Genomic DNA, 20,568 nt, shown 5'->3' with positions numbered 1-20,568 from the left:
CGCCGCCGCGGCACAGACAGACAGCAAGAGATTCCCCCCATGATCGAAAACTCCCTCTGGCATCCCGTGGCCCAGGCCCACGAAGTTGTCGATGCGCCGCTGGGCGTGCAACTGCTGGACCAGCCCCTGGTGCTGTGGCGCGATCCGCAAGGCCTGGTCCGCGTCTTCGTGGACCGCTGCCCGCACCGTGGCGCACGCCTGTCCATGGGCCGTGTCGAGAACGGCCACCTTGAATGCCCCTACCACGGCTGGCAGTTCGCCGACAGCGGCCAGTGCGTCAAGGTGCCGGCCCTGCCCAGCTTCACGCCCCCGCCCTCGCAGTGCGTGAAGGCCTTCGAGGCACAGGAAGCCTACGGCCTGGTCTGGGTGCGGCTGGCCACGGGCGAGGAGCTCTCGGCTGTTCCGGCCCTGGCGGCCCTGGCGGCACTGCCAGCGTTTGAAGCCGAGGCGGACGCGCACCTGCGCAAGCTCAACTGCGGCCCCTACGACGTGGCCGCCAGCGCGCCGCGCATCATCGAGAACTTCCTGGACATGTCGCACTTCGGCTTTGTCCACGAAGGCTGGCTGGGCAGCCGCGACGCCACGGCCATCGAAGCCTATGCCGTGGAGACCACGGCCACGGGCGTGCTGGCCACGGGCTGCAAGGCCGTGCAGCCGCAGTCCAACCTGCACTCCACCAGCGCGGCCGAGGTCGAGTACACCTACGAAGTCACGGCGCCCTATGCCGCCGTGCTGACCAAGCTGCCCGAATCCGGCACCACCCGGGCCGGATGGCGCGAGTCCATCGCCCTGTTCATCTGCCCCGTCACGCCCGAGACCAGCCGCGTCTGGTTCCGGCTGGCCGTGGCAGACTTCGACTCGCCCGACGCACAGCTGCAGGAATTCCAGCACACCATCTTCTGCCAGGACCAGCCCGTGCTGGAGTCGCAGCAGCCCAAGTGCCTGCCGCTGGACCCGCGCGCCGAAATGCACTCTGCGGCCGACCGCATGTCGTCCGCCTACCGCCGCTACCTCCGGGCCAGCGGCATCACCTTCGGAGTCTGCTGATGCATACCGTACCCGCCGTGGATGCCGCGCATCTGCCCCAGTTGCTCAAGGCCATGCCCAAGGCCGAGCTGCACATGCACATCGAAGGCTCGCTGGAGCCCGAGCTGATCTTCGCGCTGGCCCAGCGCAACGGCGTGAAGCTGCCCTATGCCAGCGTGGAAGACCTGCGCCGCGCCTATGCCTTCACCGACCTGCAAAGCTTTCTGGACATCTACTACGCCGGCGCCAGCGTGCTGCTGTACGAGCAGGATTTCTACGACATGGGCCGCGCCTACCTGACGCGCGCCGCGCAAGACAACGTGGTCCATGCCGAGATCTTCTTCGACCCCCAGACCCACACCCAGCGCGGCGTGGGCATGGAGACCGTGATCAACGGCCTGTACCGCGCCTGCCGCGATGCGGAGATAGAGCAGGGCATCTCGTCGGCGCTGATCCTGAGCTTTCTGCGCCACCTCAGCGAGGAGGACGCCTTCGCCACGCTGGAGGCCGCGCTGCCGCTGCGCGACCGCTTCATCGGCGTGGGGCTGGACAGCAGCGAGGTCGGCAACCCGCCCGAGAAGTTCGCCCGCGTGTTCGCGCGCTGCCGCGAGCTGGGCCTGCACCTGGTCGCGCATGCGGGCGAGGAGGGGCCTCCCGCCTATATCTGGGGCGCGCTGGACGTGCTGCATTCCGAGCGCATAGACCACGGCGTGCAGGCCGCGCGCGACGAGGCCCTGATGCAGCGCCTTGTGCGCGACGGCGTGCCGCTGACCGTGTGCCCGCTGTCCAACCTCAAGCTGTGCGTGGTGCCCGACCTGGCGCAGCACAACCTGCCGCAGCTGCTTGAGGCGGGTCTCAAGGTCACGGTCAATTCCGATGATCCGGCCTACTTCGGCGGCTACGTGAACGAGAACTACCTGCAGCTGTTCGCCGCCACGGGCATGAACTCGCAGCAGGCCTGGCAGCTGGCGGTCAACAGCTTTGACGCCAGCTTCGTCACGCCCCAGCAGCGCGCCCACTGGATGCGCCAGCTGGAGGCCGTGTTCGCCAAGTACGCAGCCCTGGCCTGAGTCCGCTCAGGCCAGCGCCTTCCTGAGGCGCTCGGCATGCTCTTGCAGCGCCTGCATGCCGGGCTCCTTGCGCGGCCAGCCCAGGCCCACGCCGTCGCCCTCGTGGCGCGGCAGCACATGCAGGTGGAAGTGGAAGACGGTCTGCCCGCCCGCTGCGCCGTTGGCCTGGAACAGGCTGATGCCATCGGGGTCGAACGCTGACTGCACGGCCTGCGCCACGCGCTGGGCCGTGCGCATCACGGCGCCGGCCTCGTCAGGTGTGAGGTCCAGCAGGGTCACGGCATGGCGCTTGCTGGCCACCAGCACATGGCCGGGATTGACCTGGCCGATGTCCATGAAGGCGATGGTCTGCTCGTCCTCGAACACCTTGGCGGACGGGATCTCGCCCGCCACGAGGCGGCAGAAGATGCACTGGCCCGGGGGCGAGGTATCGACGAACATCGGCATGGTCTTGTACTCCTTGGTGGTTGCTTGGGGGTGGAATTTGCCGACGATCTTAGAGCGTGTTAAGCACTTTTAAGTACCCGCGTTGGTTCTGCGCGCTGGTGATCGCAAGGCGCAGTGCGCCGCCAAGGCTGGAGCCTTGGCAAGCGCTGCAACGCCGCGAGCGCCTGCGCGCAGAGCCAACCCTTCGGGAAAGCCGGGAAATGGGCCCGGCCCTTCGTTGCAGCACACTTTCGGTATGGCAACCGCGGCGCGCGCTGCGCCTCGTTCCGGGCCCATTTCCCGGCTTTCGCGGGCACTTAAAAGTGCATAACACGCTCTAGTAGACGGTATCTGCCGCCCCTTATGGAGGCCATAAGCGCAGGTCCAGGCAGCCCCCGGGGCCGCTGCCTATAATCGCGCCCCGCACCGGCCGCTGCCCACGGCAGGTGCGTTTTCATTTCCGGGCCATGTAGAGGAACACCATGTACAAAAACCTCGCAGCCGCAGTCGCGGCCGCAAGTCTTGTATCCACGGCCTTGTCCCAAGGCCATCCCGCCCCTTCATCCCCCGCAGGTTCCACGCCCCTCAAGGCCGCCTTCGTCTATCTGACGCCCGTGCTCGACGCCGGCTGGACGCGCCAGCACGACGAGGGCCGGCGCGCATTGCAGGCGGCCCTGGGCCCGCGCGTGCAGACCCGCGCCGTGGACAGCGTGCCCGAGGGCCCCGACGCCGAGCGCGTGCTGCGCGACCTGGCCGCCAGCGGCAATCAGCTGATCTTCACCACCAGCTTCGGCTACACCGAGTCCGTGATGCGCGTGGCGCGCGACTTCCCGCAGGTGAAGTTCGAGTCGGTCACGGGCTTCAAGCGCGCCGACAACGTGGCCACCTCGAATGCGCGCTACTACGAGGGCCGCTATCTGTCGGGCATTGCCGCAGGCCGTGCCAGCAAGACGGGCGTTGCCGGCTTCGTGGTCGGCTTTCCGATTCCCGAGGTGCTGCAGGGCATCAACGCCTTCACGCTGGGCATGCGCTCGGTCAATCCCAAGGCCACGGTCAAGGTGGTCTGGCTGGATACCTGGTTCGACCCGCCGCGCGAGCGCGATGCGGCCATGGCGCTGTTCAACGGCGGCGTGGACGTGGTGTCCTTCCAGGTCGCATCCACCGCCGTGATGCAGGCCGCCCAGGAGCGCGGCCGCATGGCGATTGCCTACCACTCCGACATGCGCAAGGACGGGCCCGACGCCCAGTTGCTGGCCGTCACCCACCAGTGGGGCGACTACTACACGGCGCGCGCCAAAGCGGTGCTGGACGGCAGCTGGAAGAGCCAGGACACCTGGGGCGGCGTGCGCGAGGGCATGATCCGCGTGGAGGGCTTCGGCCCCAAGCTGCCGACCGCCGTGCGCGAGGAAGTGCTGCAGCGCCAAAAGGACATGGCCCAGGGCCGCCTGCAGCCCTTCAAGGCCGGCGACCAGCCGGTGCGCGACAACCAGGGCCAGGTGCGCATTCCTGCCGGCAAGCAGCTGGACGATGCACAGATCCTGCAGATGAACTGGCTGGTGGAAGGCGTGCAGGCCACCCTGCCCAAGTGATGCGGCCTGCGGGGCGTCCGGTCCTGGCGTAAACCCTAGGATGGCGCCTGCCGATGGCGCCTATAGCGCTGCGGATATGGCATCTGCCTGTCCGCCCGCTAAGCTTGGCGGCATGCAAATCTACCGTTCCTCATTGCTGCGTTTTGCCGACGATGGCCAGGCGCTCTACGACGAAGACGGCCTGCTGGCCGTCGCCCCGGATGACAGGGGGCAGCAGCGCGTCGTCGCCGCCGGCAGCTGGCAGGCGCTGCAGGCGCAGTTCACCGGACAGCCGGGCGCCGAAGTCACCCATCTGCCGGGCCGCATCCTGGCGCCAGGCTTCATCGACCTGCACATCCACTATCCGCAGACCGATGTGATCGGCGCGCCCGCCGCCGGCCTGCTGCCCTGGCTGGAGAAATACACCTTTCCGCACGAGTCTGCCTTTTGCGAACGCGCCCATGCCGACAGCGTGGCCGAGTTCTTCCTGGACGAGCTGCAGCGCAACGGCGTGACCACGGCGCTGGCCTTTGCCACCTCGCACCCGGGTTCGGTCGATGCGCTCATGGGCGCGTCGCAGGCGCGCGGCATGCGCATGATCACGGGCAAGGTCCTGCAGGACCGCCACAGCCCCGACGGCGTGCGCGACCAGACCGAGCAAAGCCTGATCGACACCGAAACCCTGATCCAGCGCTGGCATGGCGTGGACCGCCTGGGCTACGCGATCACGCCGCGCTTTGCGCCCACCAGCACGCATGAGCAGCTGCGCGGCGCGGGCGAGCTGGCCGCACGCTACGCCGATGTCTGGATCCAGTCGCACGTGGCCGAGAACCTGGACGAAGTGCGCTGGGTGGCCGAGCTCTTTCCGAAGGCCCGCAGCTACCTGTCGGTCTACGACGACTTCGGCCTGATGCGCGAGCGCGCCGTCTACGCGCACTGCATCCACCTGGACGATGAAGACCGCGCACTGATGCGTGAACGCAGCACCGCCGCCGCCGTCAGCCCCACCAGCAACCTGTTCCTGGGCAGCGGCTTCTTCGACTTTGCGCGGGCCGATGCCGCGCAGTTCCTCTACGGCCTGGCCAGCGACGTGGGCGGCGGCATGAGCTTCAGCCCCTTCCGCACCATGCAGGCCGCCTATGTGGCGGGCCGCGAGGGCCAGACCAAGCAGGGCCTGAGCCTGTCGCCCGGCAACCTGTGGTGGCAGCACACGGCGGGCGCGGCGCGCGCCCTGGGCCTGGCGGGGCAGGTGGGCAACCTGCAGCCGGGCTGCGAGGCCGACTTCGTGGTCATCAACCCGGCCTGCACGCCGCTGCTCGAGCGCAAGACCCGCCAGGCCGAGAGCCTGGACGAGCTGCTGTTCGCCATGATCATCCTGGGTGATGACCGCCTGATCGAGCGCACCGTCGTTTCTCAAGCAAAATAGCGCCTTTGCGCCAGTGCCCGGCCGGGTGCTGGCGCCTGACAAGTGCAGCTAGGGAACGAGGAATTGCCATGAGCATCAAGAGCGACAAGTGGATCCGTCGCATGGCCGAGGATCACGGCATGATCGAGCCTTTCGAGCCGGCCCAGGTTCGCAACGTCGATGGCCGCAAGATCATCAGCTACGGCACCAGCAGCTATGGCTACGACATCCGCTGTGCACCCGAATTCAAGGTGTTCACCAACATCCACAGCACCGTGGTGGACCCCAAGAACTTCGATGAGAAAAGCTTCGTCGATTTCGAGGGTGACAGCTGCATCATCCCGCCCAACAGCTTCGCGCTGGCGCGCACGGTCGAGTACTTCCGCATCCCGCGCAACGTGCTGACCATCTGCCTGGGCAAGAGCACCTACGCGCGCTGCGGCATCATCGTCAACGTCACCCCCTTCGAGCCCGAATGGGAAGGCTATGTGACGCTGGAGTTCTCCAACACCACGCCGCTGCCCGCCCGCATCTATGCTGGCGAGGGCTGTGCCCAGGTGCTGTTCTTCGAGAGCGATCCCGACGATGTCTGCGAGGTCAGCTACCGGGACCGTGGCGGCAAGTACCAGGGGCAGGTGGGCGTGACGCTTCCCAAGGCCTGACGGCTTTGGCCCGGCAGACAAGGCCCGCAGCGAAAGCTGCGGGCTTTTTTCATCGCCGGGCCGCCCCAAGATGGAAAGCGGCCCCCTTGGGGGGCAGCGGACCTTGCGCAGCAAGGGGAGCGTGGGGGTCATTCTTCATTCCACCAGCGCCGGGGCGGCGTCGATGCGCGAATGCGCGCCGCAGCTCTCGCGCCGTGCGGCGGCGGCCGTGGCCATGAGCCAGCAGACATCGAGCTGGTTGCGCAGCGCATGGCCTGCGGCAGGTGCCAGCCTTTCCCGCCATGCCGCAATGCGCTGCACGGCCTGTGCCAGGCCCTGGTCGCTGCGCTGTATGCCCACGCAGTCCTGCATGAGCTGGCGCAACTCCTGCGCGACGGCTGCCGTGTCCTGCTCCTGTGCGCCGGCCTGCAGGGTTTCGGTCGGCCGGGCCGGCGCCGGGGCAGCAGCCGGCTGCTGCGCGATGGCCCGGGCGGCAGCCCGCCCCATCACCACGCATTCGAGCAGCGAATTGCTGGCCAGCCGGTTGGCGCCGTGCAGTCCGGTGCGCGCCACCTCGCCGATGGCGTGCAGGCCATCGACATCCGTGCGCCCGTCGATATCGGCCAGCACGCCGCCGCAGGCGTAGTGGGCGCAGGGGGCCACGGGAATCGGCTGCGTCGCAATGTCGATGCCATGGCTGGCGCACAGGGCCATCACGCCCGGGAAATGCGACTGCAGCCAGGCGCGGGGCCTGTGGCTGATGTCCAGGTGCACGAAGGCCAGGCCATGGCGGTCCATCTCGTGCCGGATGGCCCGGGCCACGATGTCGCGCGGCGCCAGTTCGGCCCGCTCGTCATGGGCAGGCATGAAGCGCGTGCCGTCCGGCAGGCGCAGCAGGGCGCCTTCGCCACGCAATGCCTCGGAGACCAGGCCGGCCGCGCGGCCGCCCACCTGCAGGGCCGTGGGATGGAACTGCATGAACTCCAGATCACCCACGCGGCAGCCCGCGCGCCAGGCCATGGCCACGCCATCGCCCGTGGCGGTGGCCGGGTTGGTGGTGGCGGGATAGACCTGCCCCAGCCCGCCCGTGGCCAGCACGGTATGCGCGGCATGCCAGCGCTGCTGGCGGCCATCGGGCAGGCGCACCAGCGCGCCTGTGCAGTGCGCAGGCTGTCCTTCGGTCAGCAGGTCCAGCGCGCTGGTGTGTTCATGCAGATCGATGTTCGCGCGCTCCCGGCAGGCGCGCAGCAGGGCGGCGTGCACGGCCTGGCCGGTGCAGTCGGCGGCATGCACGATGCGGCGGCGGCCGTGGCCGCCCTCGCGCGTGAGGTGCAGGCCACCGCTGTCGTCGCGCGTGAAAGGCACGCCGTGGGCCACCAGCCAATCGATGGCGTCGGGCGCCTGCTCGAGGATGGCGCGCACGGCCTGCGCATCGCACTGGCCTGCGCCCGCAACCAGGGTGTCCGCCACGTGTTCGTCGATGCTGTCCTGTGCATCCAGCACGGCGGCAATGCCGCCCTGGGCCCAGGCGCTGGCGCATTCCTCGGCCGCGCCCTTGCTGAGCAGGGCCACGCGCAGATGCGGCGGCAGCGACAGGGCGGCGGCCATGCCGGCCAGGCCGGCGCCGATGATGAGTACGTCTGTGCAAGGCTGTGTCATGGCGCTGTCCTCAGGCGGGACCGAAGTGCTGGAAGAGCGCCGCATCGCGCGCAAGGTCGCCGCTGGCGCGCACGGGCTGGCGGTGGCCGGCCGCGAAAGCCAGCATGCGTTCGATGGGCCGGCGCGCGGCCTGGGCGATGGCGGGGTCCACCTCGATGGCGCACAGGCCCTGCTCCAGGGCCAGCTCCACGCCCTGCAGGCTGTTCATCGCCATCCACGGGCACATGGCGCAGCTCTTGCAGGTGGCGCCCTGGCCGGCCGTGGGCGCGGGCAGGAAGGTCTTGCCCGGGTAGCGCATGCGCATGTCGTGCAGGATGCCCTGGTCGGTGGCCACGATGAAGGTGTCGGTGGGAAGCCGGCCAGCCGCGTTGATGAGCTGGGTGGTGGAGCCCACCACGTCCGCCTGGGCGGCCACGGCGGCCGGCGACTCGGGATGCACGAGGATGGCGGCCTGCGGATACTCCAATGCCATGGCGGCCAGTTCGTCGGCCTTGAACTCGTCATGGACCAGGCAGGAGCCATGCCACAGCAGCATGTCGGCGCCGGTCTGGCGCTGGATGTGGGCGCCCAGGTGGCGGTCGGGCGCCCAGAGGATCTTCTCGCCGCAGGCATGCAGGTGGGCCACGATGTCCTGTCCCACCGACGATGTGACCACCCAGTCGGCACGCGCCTTCACCGCCGCGCTGGTATTGGCGTAGACCACGACCGTGCGGTCCGGGTGGGCGTCGCAAAAGGCGCTGAACTCGTCTGCCGGGCAGCCCAGGTCCAGTGAGCAGCTGGCGTCGTCGTCGGGCATGAGCACGCGCTTTTCCGGGCTGAGGATCTTGGCGGTCTCTCCCATGAAGCGCACGCCGGCCACGACCAGGGTGCTGGCCTGGTGCTGGGCGCCGAAGCGCGCCATCTCCAGCGAATCGCCCACGCAGCCGCCGGTCTCGCGCGCCAGGTCCTGCAGTTCGCCATCCACGTAGTAGTGGGCCACGAGCACGGCATCGCGCTCGTGCAGCAGGGCGCGTATGCGCTCGGTGGTCCGAAGGCGCTGGGCGCGGTCCAGTTCAGGGGGAATGCGGGCCCAGGCCTCGCCGATGCCGCACTGGCCGGCGTGGGAGAAATGGGGCTTGTCGTACTGCACGGATTTGAGCTGCATGGTGGCCGTCCGGGACTGTGGAAAAGGTCTGGTGATGGCTGCGAATAATATGCTCAATTTGAGTATTAGTGTGATGTTTTTTCCCGCACTGGTGTTTTGCGGCAGGCGGCAAGCCGAGGGGGCAGAAAGCGGCGCGGGGCCGTCTCAGCGCTGAAGCTGCACGTTGTTGCGGCCTGCGCCCTTGGCCTCGTACAGCGCTTCGTCGCCACGGCGCAGCATGGCGGCGGCCGTGTCCGTGGTGCCGCGCAGCGTGGCCACGCCCACGCTGGCGGTGACGGGCTCGCCGTGGGCCATGGGCGTGGAGGCCAGCAGTTCGCGCAGTTGCTCTGCAATGGCCACGGCCGCGTCGGCCGTGGTGTCGGGCAGCAGGGCCAGGAATTCCTCGCCCCCCATGCGGGCCAGCACGTCGGACTCGCGCAGCCGCATGCGGAAGGCGCGCGCCAGGGTGCGCAGCACGGCGTCGCCCATGTCATGGCCATGCTGGTCGTTGATGCGCTTGAAGTGGTCCACGTCGATGACGAGCACGCTCAAGGGGCGGCCGCTGCGGCGCGCCAGCGCCATGGCGAAGTCCAGCTGGAAATCGAAGCCCCGGCGGTTGAGCAGGCCCGTGAGCGGATCGCTGCGCGCCTGGTGCTCCAGCTCGGCATTGGCCTGCTGCAGCTGCAGGGTGCGCTCGCGCACCTGGCGCTCCATGGCCTCGTTGGCCGAGCGCAGCTGGGCAATGCTGCCGCGCAGCGCCTGCGAGAGGCGGTGCACTTCGCGGCTGCTGTGCAGCTGCGGAATGTCCGGCGCCGCGCCGCTGCCATCGATGCCGTTGGCCGCGCGGGCCAGGCGCTTGAGGTCCTGGCTGAGCCTTCGTGCCACCAGCCAGGCGATGACGGCGGCCACCAGCGCCGCCGCCAGGCCGCCGGCCAGCACCTGGTGCATGGCCTGGCGCGCGGGTGCATAGGCGCTGTCGTGCGGCTGGCGGGCCACGATGTGCCAGCCCATGGCCGTCACCCGGTTGTGGGCCTGCAGCGGCACGGTGGCCGTCAGAAAGCTCTGCGGGCTGTCCTGCCAGCGCGCCACCTGCACGGGCAGCAGCGTGGCATCGGACGTATCGGCAGACACGGTATGGGCCACCGGCAGGCGCTGGTCCAGCGCCTGCAGCGGCTCCAGGCTGTCGCCCGGGGCGTGGATGATCTTGCCGTGGCGGTCAAAGATGAAGAGGCCGATCTGGCGATCCCCGCTGTCGGCCTGCTGCAAGGTCTGCATGGTCTCTCGCACCCATTCCCAGCTGCTGTGCATGCACAGCACGCCCTGCGTGAGTCCGCCCACGCGGATGGGCGCTGCAAAGTCCATGAACCGGCGCGGCGCGCCGTCGGCCGGGGGCGCAAGCAGCGCGGCCATGCGCGGCGAGGAGGCACGCACGTCGCCCACATGCACGCGCTGCAGCCCCGGCTCGAACCAGGGCCGGTCGCTGACATCGTGGCCCACCAGCAACTGGTCGGTGGCGCTGCGCACCGTGCCCTCGGCGTCGGCCACGCCTATCCAGAGGTTGGACGGCGTCAGCGAACGGGCGCGGTTGAGCAGCGCTCCCACGCCCGGGGAATCCAGCCCTTGCACCCACAGCTCCGGCGAAGCGGCCAGCACCTCCACGGTATGGGCACGGCTGAACAGCCCTTCAGACAACTGCCGCGCCGCGTTGGAGGCCATGGCATGCAGCGAGGCGCTGACCTCGCGCTCCATGCGCCAGCGCAGCAGTTCGCCGAAGGCCAGTGACATTAGCACCGTCACGCCCACCAGCAGCGAGCCGAAGACCAGGGCCAGTTGCGTGCGCAGGCCCAGGCGCTGCCAGCGGCCGGGCTCGGTGCTTGGGGGCGGGGCGGGGGAATCCGGGGGAGAAAGCTCGTTCAACGCAGAAATCCGTCGTCAACTGTTCTGAAGCGCAGCCCGGCGCATTGCCAGGCGGGTGGCCGCAAGGTCCCAGCCCCCCCATCCGCAGGATTTGAACAGCACCGGCACCTGCGGGCGCAGCCATTGCTCGCGCACCACCTGCTCCAGCGTGGGCAGGGCGGCCACGTCCATGCCCGCCTGCAGCAGATCACCGGCTTCGTGCAGCGCATCTGCGGTATCGACGACGACGCGGCCCGCCTGCGCAAGGCCCAGGCACAGGCTGGGCGCCAGCTCCACCATCTGCGGCGTGAAGGCGCCCACGGCCGAGACGAAGGCATCGGCGCGCGGGGCTGCATGCAGCACCACGGCGCGGGCCGGCGTGCAGGTCACGATCAGCGGGCAATGGCACGCGGCGGCCTCCAGATCCTGCACGGCACTGGCCTGCAGGCCCATGGCATGCGCCTGGCTGACCAGTGACTGGGCGCTCTCGGCGCTGCGCGATGCCACCTGGACCTCGCGCACGCCCAGGCCTGCTGCAAAGGCCTGCATATGGGCCAGGCCCTGCACGCCGGCGCCCACGATCAGCAGCGGGCCCTGCGGATTGGGAGCCAGCCTTTGCGCGGCCAGCAGCGATACGGCGGCCGTGCGCCGCGCCGTGACCGTGGGGCCGTCCAGGATCAGGCGGCGCTCGCCCGTGGCCACATCGAAGACCACCACATCGCCCTGGATGGTGGCGCGCGGCGTGCCGGCATTGCCGGGCGTGAGGCTGATCAGCTTGGTCATGGCCACCTGCCCATCGGTGGCGGGCATGCAAAACAGGCTGCCTCCTGCGGGCAGTGGCATCACGATGCGCGGCGGCACCTGCACTGCCCGGGGCTGCAGCAGTACAGCCGCGATCTCTTCGGCCAGCTCCTTCCAGGGCAGCAGGGCGGCCGTGGCCTGCGCGTCTAGGGCGGCGGAGGAGTGCGTGCTGGAATGGCTCATGGCCGCGACTGTACACAGTAGGCGCGCGCAGGCCAATGCGCGATGTGTCCGGTGGTGCACCCAGGCCCGCGCGGGCCTGCGCAGGCACTACGATGTCGCCTATGTCACAAAAGCCTTCTTATCCGCGCGAGGAGCCCAGCTGGGACGGTTCGGCGCGGCCCGAAGCTCCCCGCAAGGAATCGGCCCCGCGCTACGAGCAGCAGCGGCGCGGGCCCGCGCCCGAACCGTGGCAGCGCGAGGAGCCTCCCAGCGAACAGGCACCTGCGCCCCGCAGGCCCGGCGAGCCTGCACGCGAGCGGCGCAGGCGCGGCGGATGGGGGCTGGGCCTGGCGGTCGTCGTCGGCCTGTGCATCGTCGCCGCGCTGCTGGCCGGCATGGTGCTGGTGGCGCGCGAGCAGGTACTGCGCAGCCAGGCGCCGCCCGTCACAGCCCCCATGGCGGTGCAGCCCGTGCGCTGATACACGCCGTATCATTGCCGGGACTGCGGACGCTGCGGCCCCGCAGGTTCCGACGTAATATCGCCGCCCGATGCTGCAGGCCGCAGCACAGATCCAGGAGCGAACACCATGAGATGGGAAGGCAACCGCGAGTCGGACAATGTGGAGGACCGCCGTGATGACGGTGGTGGTGGAGGTGGTGGTCCCGTCTTTGGCGGGCGCAGCATCGGCATCGGCACCATCGTCATCGCCCTGGTCGGTGGCTGGGTGCTGGGCATCAATCCGCTGACCATCCTGGGGGCGCTCAGCGGCGGCGCGCCGGTGCAGGTGCAGCAGCCCCAGGGGCCGGCCCACAAGCCGCCGGCCGACGACCAGCTCGCCCGCTTCGTCTCCACCGTGCTGGCCGATACCGAGGATGTGTGGCGCGAGGTGTTCCGCCAGGGCGGAGCCCAATATGCCGATCCCAAGCTCGTGCTGTTCCGCGGCGCCACGCCCACGGCCTGCGGCACGGGGCAGTCCGCCATGGGGCCGTTCTACTGCCCTGCCGACCAGAAAGTCTATATCGACCTGGGCTTCTACGAGACGCTCAAGAACCAGCTGGGCGCGCCCGGCGATTTCGCCCAGGCCTATGTGATTGCCCATGAGGTGGGCCACCACGTGCAGAACCTGCTGGGCATCAGCGCCCAGGTGGACCGTGCGCGGGGCCGCGTCAGCAAGGTCGAATACAACCATCTGTCGGTCAAGCTGGAGCTGCAGGCCGATTGCCTGGCCGGCGTCTGGGCGAACCGCGCGCAAAGCGCACGCCAGATCCTGGAGCAGGGCGATGTGGAGTCGGCCATGAATGCCGCTTCCAAGATCGGCGACGACGCCCTGCAGCGCGCCGGTGGCGGCGCCGTCGTGCCCGACAGTTTCACGCATGGCACCAGTGCCCAGCGCCAGCGCTGGTTCAGCACCGGTCTGCGCACCGGCAGCGTCAAGTCCTGCGACACTTTCTCGGCCGCTTCGCTTTGAAAAATGCCCCCCGAGGGGCGCTTTCCCATCTCGAGGCGGCGGCCCGGCGATGAAAAAATGCCCGCATAGCGGGCCCTCGTACCGGGTTTTTGCGGGTTGCGCTCACGCAACGCCATGCTTGTCCAGGTGCCAATTGGCGTTATTGCAACGCACAAATCGCGCTAGGTGCGACAATAGCGTCCTCAATGACAAGCTCTTTCTCCAATCTCCAACTGGCCGAGTCCCTGGCGCGCGCCGTGGCCGACATGGGCTACGAGTCCATGACGCCCATCCAGGCGCAGGCCATTCCGGTTGTTCTGACCGGCAAGGATGTCATGGGCGCAGCCCAGACCGGCACGGGCAAGACGGCAGCGTTCTCGCTGCCGTTGCTGCAGCGGCTGATGCGCCACGAAAATGCCTCCGCTTCGCCTGCACGGCACCCCGTGCGGGCGTTGGTGCTTTTGCCCACGCGCGAACTGGCGGACCAGGTGGCTCAGCAGATCGCCCAGTACGCCAAGTACACCAAGCTGCGCAGCACCGTGGTGTTCGGCGGCATGGACATGAAACCGCAGACGCTGGAACTGAAAAAGGGCGTCGAGGTGCTGGTGGCCACGCCGGGCCGGCTGCTTGACCATATCGAAGCCAAGAACGTGGTGCTCAACCAGGTCGAGTACGTGGTGCTCGACGAGGCGGACCGCATGCTGGACATCGGCTTCCTGCCCGACCTGCAGCGCATCCTGTCCCATCTGCCCAAGACACGCACCACCTTGCTGTTCAGCGCCACCTTCTCGCCCGAGATCAAGCGCCTGGCCGGCAGCTACCTGCAAGACCCCGTCACCATCGAAGTGGCCCGTCCCAACGAGACGGCGTCCACGGTGGAGCAGCGCTTCTACAGCGTCAGCGACGACGACAAGCGCTATGCGCTGCGTTCGCTGCTCAAGCAGCGCGAGATCCGCCAGGCCTTCGTCTTTTCCAACAGCAAGCTGGGCTGCGCCCGCCTGACGCGGGCGCTGGAGCGCGACGGTTTGCGTGCAACGGCGCTGCACGGCGACAAGAGCCAGGACGAGCGCCTGAAGGCGCTTGAAGCCTTCAAGCGCGGCGAGGTGGATCTGCTGGTGTGTACCGATGTCGCGGCCCGTGGCCTGGACATCAAGGACGTGCCGGCCGTCTTCAACTACGACGTGCCCTTCAACGCCGAAGACTATGTGCACCGCATCGGCCGCACGGGCCGTGCAGGCGCCTCCGGCATTGCCGTGACCCTGGTGACCAGCCACGATGCGCGCCTGGTGGGCGAGATCGAGAAGCTCATCAAGAAGAAGATCAACGTCGAAACCTGCCCCATGGAAGATTTCCGCGGCAGCGCACCGCGTGGTCACCGTTTCGACGAGCTGCCGCGCCAAGGCGCTGGCGGCGGGTACGGTCGTGAACGGGATCGCGGTGGCGAGCGTGGCGATCGCGGTGCCGATGCAGCACGGGGCAGCACGGGCTTCGGCCATCGCGGCTCGCGCATGGCCCAGCGCCCGGCGCATTCCGACCCCTTCTTCGACAAGCCCTATGAGCCTTCGGCCAGCGCCGACGCCAACTGGGAAAGCCAGCGCGCTGCGCCCAAGGCCGGCGGCAACATCAAGCCCAAGCGCAAACTGGCAGCGCTGTTCAAGGCACCGGTCGCGCCCGCCGCGCCTGTCGCCACCTCCGAGGTCTGAGCGCCGCACACGCGGCCTGCTTCCCGAATAACGCCTGCCTTGCAGGCGTTTTTTCATGGGTGCACGGGCTGCTCCCGATCAGCCTGGGGCCTGGGCCTGCGGGCAATCCACCTGGATCAGCTCCCTGTCCGCCAGATGGTCGCCGAAGCGCATCATGCTCAGGCAGCCACCCCAGACGCAGCCCGTGTCCAGCGCCACCAGATCGGGCCGGTTGATATGGCCCAGCGTGGACCAGTGGCCAAAGGCAATGGGCACGCCCGCCGTGGCGCGGCCCGGCACATCGAACCAGGGCATGAGTCCTGGCGCCGCCTGCTCTGCCGACTCCGTGCTGTCGAAATCCATGACCCCCTGAGCGCTGCAAAAACGCAGCCGGGTCAGCGCGTTGACGATGACACGCAGCCGTTCCCAGCCCTGCAGATCCGGCGACCAGCGATCGGGCTGGTTGCCGTACATGGCTTGCAGGAAATCCGGCAATTGCGCGCTGCGAAGTACCGTGTGCACCTCGCCTGCAAGGTCCATCACTTCCTGGGCGGTCCACTGCGGCAGCACGCCTGCGTGGACCATCAGCAGCTCATCGCCATGCACCGTGCGGTGGCTGCGCGCCAGCGGCTGCTGTCGCAGCCAGTCCAGCAGCTGGTCACGATCGGGCGCTTGCAGCACCTGGGCCAAGGTGTCGCGGCGGCTGTTGCGGCGCACGCCGTGGGCGGCGGCCAGCAGGTGCAGGTCATGGTTGCCCAGCAGGGCGCGCATGGAGTCGCCGGCGGCCATGCAGGTGCGCAGTACCTTGTCCGATGCCGGGCCGCGATTCACCAGGTCGCCGAGGATGTACAAGGTATCGCGGCTGGCGGAGAAATCCACGCGTTGCAGCAGGCGCTCAAAGGCGTCGTGGCATCCCTGGATATCACCGATACAGTAAAGTGCCATGGTCTTCTTTCTGATATACGAACCATGGATTTTCTGCTGATCGCGTTGCTTACGCTGCTCAATGGGGTGTTTGCAATGTCCGAATTGGCACTGGCCTCCAGCCGCAAGGCTCGGTTGGTGGCACTGGCTGAAACAGGCGACAAGGGGGCGGTGGCGGCACTGGCCTTGCTCGACAACCCCACGCAATTTCTTTCTTCGGTGCAGGTGGGCATCACCTCCATCGGCCTGCTCAACGGTATCCTGGGTGAGGCGGCCTTCAGCGACGGACTGGCCGCATGGCTGCTGGGCCTGGGCGTTCCAGAGCGCGCAGCCAGCATTTCGGCAACGGCAGTCGTCGTGACCGTGATCACCTTCGTCACCATCGTTTTCGGCGAGCTGGTGCCCAAGCGCATCGGCCAGCTCTATCCCGAAACCGTGGCCATCGTGGTCTCACGGCCCATGACGTGGGTGGCGTCGGCAGCCAAGCCTTTTGTGCGGCTGCTGGCCTTCTCCACCCGCGCCATGCTGACCTTGCTGCGCATCAATGAATCGGCGGCACGCTCCGTGACCGAGGAGGAGATCGCGGCCAGCCTTGCCGAGGGCCGCGATGCCGGCGTCATCGAGGCCAGCGAACACCAGATGGTGCAGAACGTCTTCCATCTCGATGACCGCTCGCTGACGTCGATCATGGTGCCGCGCGGCGATGTGCAATGGCTGGATGCCGACATGACCGTCACCGAGGCATTGCAGGCCTCGGCCGATGACCACGCAAAGGGCGGCCATTCCTGGTATCCGGTGTGCCGCAATTCCCTTGATGACGTGGTCGGCATCATCAGCGTGGCGCGCCTGCTGGCATTGGGTCCCGATGCGGCGGGCTCCACGCTCTACGAGCATGTACTGCCGGCCTCGTTCCTGCCCGAGACGCTCAGCGCCATGGAACTGCTGGAGCAATTGCGTGCCCGATCCGGGCGCATGGTGTTCGTGGTGGATGAATATGGCGTGGTGCAGGGCATCATGACGCCGCGCGATTTGCTGGAGGCGATTACCGGCGAGTTACAGCCTGTGACCGAAACGGAAGCATGGGCCATGCAGCGTGGGGATGGCTCCTGGTTATTGGACGGGCTGATGCCCATATCGGAGCTGAAGGCGCGCCTCGATATTCGTGACCTGCCCGATGAGCACCGTGGCCGATACAACACCGTTGCCGGCCTTCTCATGGCGGAAAGCGGTCATTTGCCGGTTCTGGGAGAGCGGATCAGCTGCGCGGGCTGGATCTTCGAGGTGATTGATCTCGATGGCAAACGCATTGACAAGGTGCTTGCCATTTCGGAATTATCCGAAGGGTCCTCGCTGCAATAGGCAACTGCGATATTGTGGATTTTGCTTACATGCGTCTTGCCCTGTAGGGCGATTATGTTTTTATAATGAAAGCTCTTAAACAACTTTCAAGGCGCACACCATGAGCTCTTACAAGGAATTGCTGAAGCAGCGACAGGAACTGGAGCAACAGATCCAGGAAGCGCGCAAGCGTGAACTGTCTGACGCCGTGGGCAAGGTTCGCAATTTGATTGCCGAATATGGCCTGACTGCGGATGACGTCTTTCCTTCGGCTCGTGGTCGCGGCAATGCGGGTGCAACGGGCACCAAGGTGGCGCCCAAGTACCGTGATCCCGCCACTGGCCAGACCTGGACCGGACGCGGCAAGCCGCCGAAGTGGATTCAGAATCAGGACCGCGAAAAGTTCGTCATCTGATTTTCCCTTCGCGCATGTTGAAAGAGCCCGCCTTGTGCGGGCTTTTTTCATTGGCACGGCCATTTGTCAAAAATTGACTCGGTTGAGAATGACTATCATGCGCTATGCAAAGCGTGGGCCTGTGCACGGACATTGCGCGGCGGCGATGCCAGGGTCGATTTCTGACGGTAACGCAAAATGCACGGTGCCAGTGATGCACCTTGCAGCAGTTTGGAGCATGCGAGGTGGGTGTTTCCGGGTCGCGGCGTCTCAACGCATGGCGGATGCATGCGTGTTTCAGACAAATCCGATGATTTTTTGATTTTCTTCAGTGGTGGCCGACTTGAATATCCAGGCACCAGCCACCATGGGCGAAGGCAGGGGCACAATACGCGCATGAACAAGCAGGTGTTGATTGCCGGCGGCGGCATTGGCGGCCTGGCTGCCGCGATTGGTGCATCGCGGGCGGGCTGGGAAGTGCGTCTTTTCGAACAGGCACGCGTGCTCAGCGAAGTGGGGGCTGGAATCCAGCTGGGGCCGAATGTGGTGCGCCGCCTGCAGGCCTGGGGCCTGCAAAAGCCGCTGCAGCAGGTGGTGGCGCTGCCGGACAGCTTGCGGGTGCGCAGCGCCGCCACAGGGCAGGAACTGGGGCACATGCCTCTGGGCAGCGAGGCCGTGCATCGCTACGGCGCTGCTTACGCCACCATCCACCGGGCCGATCTGCAGCAGCTGCTGAAGGAAGCCGCTCAGACTTATCCGGGCATGCACCTGAACCTGGGCCAGCCCATTGAAGGCTTTTCCGAAACGGACGGCGTGGTCACCGTGCGAACCCAGGCCGGCAAGCTGATCGAAGGCGATGCCCTGGTCGCCGCCGACGGCGTGCGCAGCGTCCTGCGCCAGCAGCTGCTGGGCGACGGCCCGCCGCGTGTCACCGGGCACCTGGCCTACCGCGCCCTGGTGCACCAGGCCCAGTTGCCCAAGCGGCTGCGTGCCACCGATGTCACGGCCTGGCTGGGCTCGCGCATGCATGCCATCCAGTACCCCGTGCGCCGGGGCGAGCTGCAGAACCTGGTGGTCATCGTCCAGGGCCCGGCGCCCGAGGACCTGGCGAACTGGGACCACGCGGGCAATCTCGATGATCTGGTGCGGGTGCTGCAGGGCAGCTGCCCGCACCTGCTGGACCTGGTCCAGCATGTGCCTGCCGCTGGCGGTGACTGGCGGCTGTGGCCGGTGGGCGATCGCCCGCCCGTGCAATCGGCCGCGCAGATGGCGCGCGGCGTGGTGGCGCTGCTGGGCGATGCCGCCCACCCCATGCGCCCCTATCTGGCCCAGGGCGCCGGCATGGCGATTGAAGATGCAGCGGAGCTGCAGCGCGCCCTGTCCATGCATGACCTGGATGTGAACATGCGCCTGCGCCGCTACGCGCTCAATCGCTGGCAGCGCAATGCGCGCGTGCAGGCGCGCTCGCAGCGCAATGGCCGCATCTTCCATGCCACGGGTCCCGTGCGCTGGGGGCGTGACCTGTCGCTGCGCCTGCTGGGCTCCAGGCTGATGGATCTGCCCTGGCTGTACCGTGGCGATGGCTCGGCCGCCAACGCCTTGTAGAGGCACAGACTCCGGCCGCTAGGCGGCGGATGCCTGGCGCAGCAGCGGCGAGGAGGGCAGGAAACGGAACGCGGTCGACGCGCCCACCAGCGTGGCTGCAATCGAGATCATCACGGCCTTGTAGGGCTCCACGCCCCAGGCCTCGGCCCAGGCCGCCACCCAGCCCGTGAACCATTGCACCAGGGCCACGCCCAGGAACATGGCCATGGTGAACAGCGACAGCGCGCGGCCGGTCATCTCTGGGGGGTAGGAAGCGCGCACATCGGCGTACTGCAGCACCGAATAGCCCGACAGCAGGCCCATGGCGAAGATCAGCGCCACATTGGTCCAGCCATGGTGCAAAAAGGCCATGAGCATGAACAGGCTGCCCATGAGCAGCGAGTAATTGGTGAGCCAGCGCCGGCGCCGTCCTGGGCCGGGGTCCATGCGCCCGAAAATCGCGGGGCTGAACAGCGAGATCATCGATACGACCAGCGCCACATTGCCGCTTTCCACCAGCGAAAAGCCATAGCGATGGATGAGCAGCGGCCCCAGCCACAGGCCGCGCAGCGCCAGAAACGATGCATAGCAGGCCATGGCCAGCAGGACGATACCCAGCGTGTGCGGCAGCGTGAACAGCTCGGCCATGCGGCGTGCCGCCACGCCCCAGCTTTCCCGTGCGGCGGTCTGTGCTCCGCGGCGGGCGGGCTCATGCACGCGCCACCAGATCAGCAGCCACGACAGGGCCGACATCACGGCCAGCAGCGCAAAGCCCGAGCGCCAGCCGAAATGCTGGACCAGCCAGGCCAGCGGCGTGCCTGTGAACAGCAGCCCCAAGCCGCCCACGCCCATGCCCACGCCCGACAGAAAGGCGAAGCGGTCCATGGGAAAGTGGCGCGAGATGAACATGGTGCAGGCCAGGAAGGCCGGCGAGCAGCCCACGCCGATCAGCAACTGGCCCACCATCAGCCAACCGTAATTGGGTGCGGCGGCGGACAGGGCCGACCCCGCGATCGCCAGCGGAAACGACAGCAGCACCGTGCGGCGCAGGCCATAAAGATCCATGCCGATGCCCATGAGCAGCTGGGCCACGCCGAAGGACAGTCCGAACAGGCCCGCAAAGGCCCCCAGCGACTGGGCCGTAAGCCCGAAATCCTGCTGCAGGCCGGTCGCCATGACCGAGGTCGTGGTGCGAAAGGCCTGGCTCAGCGCAAAGGCCGAGAGCAGGGCCAGCAGCATGGCCCACAGCAGCTGGCTGCGTGGCGGCGGTGCTGCGGTGGAGGTCTGCGAAGCCTCTGTGTGTGTGTTGCTGTGTGGGGGCTGTTGCGGCGCTGCGGACACGGTATTTCTCCTGGCGCCGCAGCTTACCCGTTTGCGCGCCTGCGCGCTGTCGCCGTCGCGGCCACAGGCGCAGGCGCGTG

The 20,568-nt window shown here is 67.8% G+C and carries 18 protein-coding genes; 11 read left to right on the top strand and 7 right to left on the bottom strand.

Annotation, left to right across the window (positions count from 1 at the left end; translation table 11 throughout):
* Positions 1–39 precede the first annotated feature (39 nt).
* Together AAN986_RS21360 and AAN986_RS21355 are read left to right on the top strand one after the other, a co-directional pair.
* Entirely contained in the window at positions 40–1,047 is a 1,008-nt protein-coding gene (locus AAN986_RS21360) for an aromatic ring-hydroxylating dioxygenase subunit alpha (RefSeq protein WP_017404023.1), read from the top strand.
* Positions 1,047–2,096, top strand: coding sequence for an adenosine deaminase (locus AAN986_RS21355; protein WP_047325881.1), 1,050 nt, complete (start codon positions 1,047–1,049; stop codon positions 2,094–2,096). The genes AAN986_RS21360 and AAN986_RS21355 overlap by 1 nt, the downstream gene beginning before the upstream one ends.
* 6 nt (positions 2,097–2,102) lie before the next feature.
* On the opposite strand, the gene AAN986_RS21350 is transcribed toward AAN986_RS21355, so the two are convergent.
* Positions 2,103–2,543: an HIT family protein gene (locus tag AAN986_RS21350; RefSeq protein ID WP_349335476.1), complete on the bottom strand. Its 441-nt coding sequence runs from the start codon at positions 2,541–2,543 to the stop codon at positions 2,103–2,105.
* Positions 2,544–3,004: 461 nt separating this feature from the next.
* Here AAN986_RS21350 and AAN986_RS21345 point away from each other — a divergent pair, with 461 nt between their 5' ends.
* From AAN986_RS21345 to dcd, 3 genes are all read left to right on the top strand, one after another.
* Positions 3,005–4,111, top strand: coding sequence for a BMP family ABC transporter substrate-binding protein (locus tag AAN986_RS21345; RefSeq protein ID WP_016452612.1), 1,107 nt, complete (start codon positions 3,005–3,007; stop codon positions 4,109–4,111).
* 112 nt (positions 4,112–4,223) lie between these two features.
* Complete coding sequence (gene guaD / locus AAN986_RS21340) at positions 4,224–5,516, top strand: guanine deaminase (protein ID WP_013803687.1); 1,293 nt, start codon at positions 4,224–4,226, stop codon at positions 5,514–5,516.
* 68 nt (positions 5,517–5,584) lie between these two features.
* Positions 5,585–6,157, top strand: coding sequence for a dCTP deaminase (gene dcd, locus AAN986_RS21335; RefSeq protein ID WP_013803686.1), 573 nt, complete (start codon positions 5,585–5,587; stop codon positions 6,155–6,157).
* Between the two features lie 135 nt (positions 6,158–6,292).
* Here dcd and nadB read toward each other — a convergent pair whose 3' ends face one another.
* From nadB to AAN986_RS21315, 4 genes are all read right to left on the bottom strand, one after another.
* A complete protein-coding gene (gene nadB / locus AAN986_RS21330; RefSeq protein ID WP_047217808.1) occupies positions 6,293–7,795 on the bottom strand; it encodes an L-aspartate oxidase in 1,503 nt (500 codons plus the stop codon).
* Between the two features lie 10 nt (positions 7,796–7,805).
* Positions 7,806–8,939: a quinolinate synthase NadA gene (nadA, locus tag AAN986_RS21325; protein ID WP_017405637.1), complete on the bottom strand. Its 1,134-nt coding sequence runs from the start codon at positions 8,937–8,939 to the stop codon at positions 7,806–7,808.
* 144 nt (positions 8,940–9,083) lie between these two features.
* The gene (locus AAN986_RS21320) at positions 9,084–10,835 is read right to left on the bottom strand and encodes a sensor domain-containing diguanylate cyclase (RefSeq protein WP_016449011.1); all 1,752 of its coding nucleotides are present in this window, start codon (positions 10,833–10,835) and stop codon (positions 9,084–9,086) included.
* 15 nt (positions 10,836–10,850) lie between these two features.
* Complete coding sequence (locus AAN986_RS21315; RefSeq protein ID WP_279493092.1) at positions 10,851–11,798, bottom strand: delta(1)-pyrroline-2-carboxylate reductase family protein; 948 nt, start codon at positions 11,796–11,798, stop codon at positions 10,851–10,853.
* Between the two features lie 101 nt (positions 11,799–11,899).
* On the opposite strand from AAN986_RS21315, the gene AAN986_RS21310 reads away from it, so the two are divergent.
* The 3 genes from AAN986_RS21310 to AAN986_RS21300 all read left to right on the top strand — a co-directional run bounded on the left by AAN986_RS21310 (position 11,900) and on the right by AAN986_RS21300 (position 14,928).
* Positions 11,900–12,256 carry a hypothetical protein gene (locus tag AAN986_RS21310; RefSeq protein WP_227472599.1) on the top strand — a complete coding sequence of 119 codons (357 nt, stop codon included), beginning with the start codon at positions 11,900–11,902 and terminating at the stop codon, positions 12,254–12,256.
* Positions 12,257–12,364: 108 nt separating this feature from the next.
* Entirely contained in the window at positions 12,365–13,246 is an 882-nt protein-coding gene (locus tag AAN986_RS21305; RefSeq protein WP_016449008.1) for a neutral zinc metallopeptidase, read from the top strand.
* Between the two features lie 185 nt (positions 13,247–13,431).
* Complete coding sequence (locus tag AAN986_RS21300; protein WP_016449007.1) at positions 13,432–14,928, top strand: DEAD/DEAH box helicase; 1,497 nt, start codon at positions 13,432–13,434, stop codon at positions 14,926–14,928.
* A 78-nt stretch (positions 14,929–15,006) separates the two neighbouring features.
* On the opposite strand, the gene AAN986_RS21295 is transcribed toward AAN986_RS21300, so the two are convergent.
* Positions 15,007–15,852, bottom strand: a complete 846-nt coding sequence (locus AAN986_RS21295; protein WP_016449006.1) for a symmetrical bis(5'-nucleosyl)-tetraphosphatase — start codon at positions 15,850–15,852, stop codon at positions 15,007–15,009.
* Between the two features lie 24 nt (positions 15,853–15,876).
* Between AAN986_RS21295 and AAN986_RS21290 the strand changes: the two genes are divergently transcribed.
* The 3 genes from AAN986_RS21290 (at position 15,877) to AAN986_RS21280 (ending at position 19,168) form a co-directional block, all read left to right on the top strand.
* The gene (locus tag AAN986_RS21290; RefSeq protein WP_016449005.1) at positions 15,877–17,190 is read left to right on the top strand and encodes a hemolysin family protein; all 1,314 of its coding nucleotides are present in this window, start codon (positions 15,877–15,879) and stop codon (positions 17,188–17,190) included.
* A gap of 100 nt (positions 17,191–17,290) precedes the next feature.
* A complete protein-coding gene (locus AAN986_RS21285; protein WP_016449004.1) occupies positions 17,291–17,584 on the top strand; it encodes an H-NS histone family protein in 294 nt (97 codons plus the stop codon).
* Between the two features lie 375 nt (positions 17,585–17,959).
* Positions 17,960–19,168 (top strand): FAD-dependent monooxygenase, encoded by a 1,209-nt coding sequence (locus AAN986_RS21280; protein ID WP_016449003.1) that lies wholly within the window; start codon positions 17,960–17,962, stop codon positions 19,166–19,168.
* A gap of 18 nt (positions 19,169–19,186) precedes the next feature.
* On the opposite strand, the gene AAN986_RS21275 is transcribed toward AAN986_RS21280, so the two are convergent.
* Positions 19,187–20,488 carry an MFS transporter gene (locus tag AAN986_RS21275; RefSeq protein ID WP_047217806.1) on the bottom strand — a complete coding sequence of 434 codons (1,302 nt, stop codon included), beginning with the start codon at positions 20,486–20,488 and terminating at the stop codon, positions 19,187–19,189.
* Positions 20,489–20,568 lie beyond the last annotated feature (80 nt).

This window comes from Delftia sp. DS1230 (genome assembly GCF_040112715.1).
Classification (GTDB): domain Bacteria; phylum Pseudomonadota; class Gammaproteobacteria; order Burkholderiales; family Burkholderiaceae_C; genus Comamonas; species Comamonas tsuruhatensis.
Note: the sequence above shows the minus strand (reverse complement) of the source record. Positions and strands in the feature narration are given on the sequence as shown.